Source organism: Sutterella sp., from assembly GCF_052272535.1.
Classification (GTDB): domain Bacteria; phylum Pseudomonadota; class Gammaproteobacteria; order Burkholderiales; family Burkholderiaceae_F; genus Sutterella.
This window is the reverse complement of the sequence record NZ_DAVZJY010000262.1, coordinates 1-2,890: the sequence shown is the minus strand read 5'-3', so window position 1 is coordinate 2,890 and position 2,890 is coordinate 1. Positions and strand designations below refer to the sequence as shown.

The following is a 2,890-nucleotide window of genomic DNA, read 5'->3' as shown; positions in this document are numbered from 1 at the left end:
CCGCACGATACCGGTGCGGCGGGGCTTTGTTCGGGCGGAGCCGAAGGTCACTCCTCGGGACGACGGATCACGAGGATCGGCACGTGGGTTTCAGCGGCCGTGTGCATGGCCGTGGACCCCATCACCGCGGCGGTGAAGCTGCCGTAGCCGTGCGAGCCCATGACGACGAGGTCGAGGTTGGCGTTGGCGTACTCGGGAAGCTTCTTGTAGGGGTCGCCGATCAGAAGCTTCGCCTGAACGTTGACGCCGCCCACTTCGAAGGGGTCAAGGACGGCCTGCACGGCCTCCTTGAAGTCCTTCTTCTGCTCGTCCTCGAGCTCCTCGCGCGTGAGCACCGGGGTCATCGGATTGACCGGGTTGGGCGCGATCGGATCGGGAACGGGCTCGGCGCAGTGAACGACGGTGAACTGCGCGTCCGGCCCGAAGAGCTCGAGATGTCCGAGCACGAAGTCCGCGGCGGCCTCGCCGTATTTCGAGCCGTCCACAAAGATGCCGACGCGCATCTTTTCAGGGATGGCGCGGGTGGCCTCGCGGATGAGGAGCATCGGCACGCGCGTGCGCGCGAGGAGCGCGTTCGAGACCGAACCGAGCAGCAACCCCTTCATCGGGTTGAGGCCGCGCGTCCCCATCACGATGAGGTCCGCCTTGAATTCCTTCGCCTCTTCGGCGAGCTTCGTGCCCACGTCGCCGTAGAGCACCCGCTCCTCGGCGTTGAGGGGCTTCAGGTCGAACTTCTTCGAAAGATCGTCGAAGGCGTTCTTGCCCGTCTCAAGGTAGTACTGCTTGACGGCCGCCATGCCGAAAAGTTGAATGATCGACTCCGGCACGGAGTACTGGACGTTGACGAGCTCGATCTCGGGCTTTGCGCCGAGGAGCGACTCGTGCCGAAGCAGGTACTCGACCACGCGGCGGCTCATCTCGCTTTCATCGACAGGTACGAGAATTCGCATGCTTGTGACTCCCTCTCACTTGTTCTCTTTGCGACTTTGAATATCTCCGGGCCTTGAAGGGCCCGGAGCGTGATGCTTCTACTTGTTGTCCTGCGGCAGGCGGACCACGACGATCGGCAGCTTCGTCATCGCGCCGACGCGGGCGGCCGTGGAGCCGAGGACCGCGGACTTGAAGCGGCCGTAGCCGTGCGAACCCATGACGATGATGTCGGCGTTCTGTGCGGCATAGTGCGCGATCTCGTCCGAGGGCGTGCCCTGGCGGTTGACGGGCTTCACTTCGATGCCGGCGGCGTCGAGCACTTTGCAGGCGGGCGTCACCGCATGCTCCCAGGTGTTCTGCGCTTCACGCACGAGGTAGTCGCGCGCGGCGCCGGGCGCCACGCCGTCGACTTCGTTCTGCGCGAGCTGCACGTAGTCGGTCGCGATCGAAAGGACGTCGACGGAGGGCTTCGGGCCGAATATGCCGGGGTTGGCGGCGATGAACTCGGCCGCGCGCTCGCCGTACTCGGAGCCGTCCACGGCGAGCGTCACGCGGAGGTTTTCGCGCTCGGGGAGTCCCTCTTCACGCACGAGGAGCACGGGCAGCGTCGTGTGTTCGAGCACGCTTCTCGAGACCGAGCCGAGGAAGAAGCTCTTCGCGGGGGAGAGGCCGCGCGAGCCCATGGCGATGAGGTCCGCCTTGAAGGCGTCTGCTTCGCGGGCGACCGAGGGACCGGGTTCGCCGAAGGCGACTTTCGTCTCGGCGGCGATCCCGGCGCGCTTCGCGGTCTTTTCGCTCTCGGCGAGCTGCGCCTGGCCTTCGGCCGTGTAGACCGCGCGGACCGCTTCAAGGCCGAAGCGCTCCATCGCGCCCTCGGGGATCGGCGACTGGACGTTCAGGAGTTCGACGACGGGGTTTCCCTCCATGAACTTGGCGCGTTCACCGACGAATCGAATGGCTTCACGACTGCATGTGCTGTTGTCGGTGGGAATCAGAATCCTCATGATGAACTCCTTTGCCCTTTTGTTTCGGGCTTCGCTTCTCCCCGGGCCCTGTGGGCTCTGGTCCGGCCCGCGGCGTTGGGCGCCGGGGAAGTGGTTTGCGTGAAATCGGCGGTTGCGGGCGGCGGTCTCCCTCCCGGCGCTTCAGTCGTCCTGGATCCGCACGAGAAGGAGCGGGAGCTCCGTCCTCGCGCCGGTCTTGGCGGTCGTGGATCCGAGGACGGCCGAGCGCAGCCGCCCCCAGCCGTGGGTCCCCATGACGATGAGGTCGCCGTGATCCTTGGCGTAGGCCGCGATCATTTCGTCGGCCCGGCCCGAGAGGCGCACGCCCTGCGCCGCGAGCCCGCGGGACTTGAGGAGCGCGAGCATGGCGTCAACGGACTCGTGCCAGAGCGCGCTCTCCTCCTCCTCATACCGTCCGCGCGTCTTCTCGAGCACGGGTTCGAAGTCCTTCGGGCCCGTGAGGGTGCCGCGCTCGTAGTCAGGGAGCACGCAGATCACGTGGATTTCGGGCGAGGGGCCGAAGAAGTCCGGATGGGAGGCGATGAATTCCGCCGCCCTGAGGCCGTGCGTGGAGCCGTCCACGGCGAGCACGACCCGCAGGTTTTCGTGGTCGGGGAGAAGCCGTCCGCGCGTGAGGAGCACGGGCATCCGCGCGTGCTCGAGCACGCCCCGGGAGACGGAGCCGAGCAGGAAGCGCTGCACCGGGGAGAGCCCGCGCGCGCCCATCACGATCATGTCGGCGCGGAAGTCCTCGGCTTCATGCGCGAGGGTGGGGCCCGGAGCGCCGACGCGCACGGCGCCGGCGACGTCAAGTCCGGACGCGGCGACCGCGTCGGTCACCGTCGAGAGCACGCGCCGGCCTTCCTCAACGAAGGCCGCCTGCACGTCCTCGTGCCCGAACTTGGCGAGCGCCGCCATCGGCGCGGGGTGTTGGACGTTGACGAGCTCCACCACGG

At 67.1% G+C, this 2,890-nt stretch carries 3 protein-coding genes; all 3 read right to left on the bottom strand.

The genetic code is table 11. The features are described 5' to 3' along the window. Nucleotides 1-47: 47 nt before the first annotated feature. Nucleotides 48-950 carry a universal stress protein gene (locus tag ACT6Y9_RS10035; RefSeq protein ID WP_443744427.1) on the bottom strand — a complete coding sequence of 301 codons (903 nt, stop codon included), beginning with the start codon at nt 948-950 and terminating at the stop codon, nt 48-50. 78 nt (nt 951-1,028) lie between these two features. Next, nucleotides 1,029-1,934 carry a universal stress protein gene (locus tag ACT6Y9_RS10030; protein WP_443744426.1) on the bottom strand — a complete coding sequence of 302 codons (906 nt, stop codon included), beginning with the start codon at nt 1,932-1,934 and terminating at the stop codon, nt 1,029-1,031. A 141-nt stretch (nt 1,935-2,075) separates the two neighbouring features. Beyond that, nucleotides 2,076-2,890: universal stress protein (locus ACT6Y9_RS10025; RefSeq protein WP_443744425.1), on the bottom strand; the 815-nt coding region annotated here is incomplete at its 5' end.

What these genes read in the sequence shown, in the direction of transcription:
- ACT6Y9_RS10035 (WP_443744427.1), bottom strand. Translation starts at nt 950, where the DNA reads ATGCGAATTCTCGTACCTGTCGATGAAAGCGAGATGAGCCGCCGCGTG.
- ACT6Y9_RS10030 (WP_443744426.1), bottom strand. Translation starts at nt 1,934, where the DNA reads ATGAGGATTCTGATTCCCACCGACAACAGCACATGCAGTCGTGAAGCC.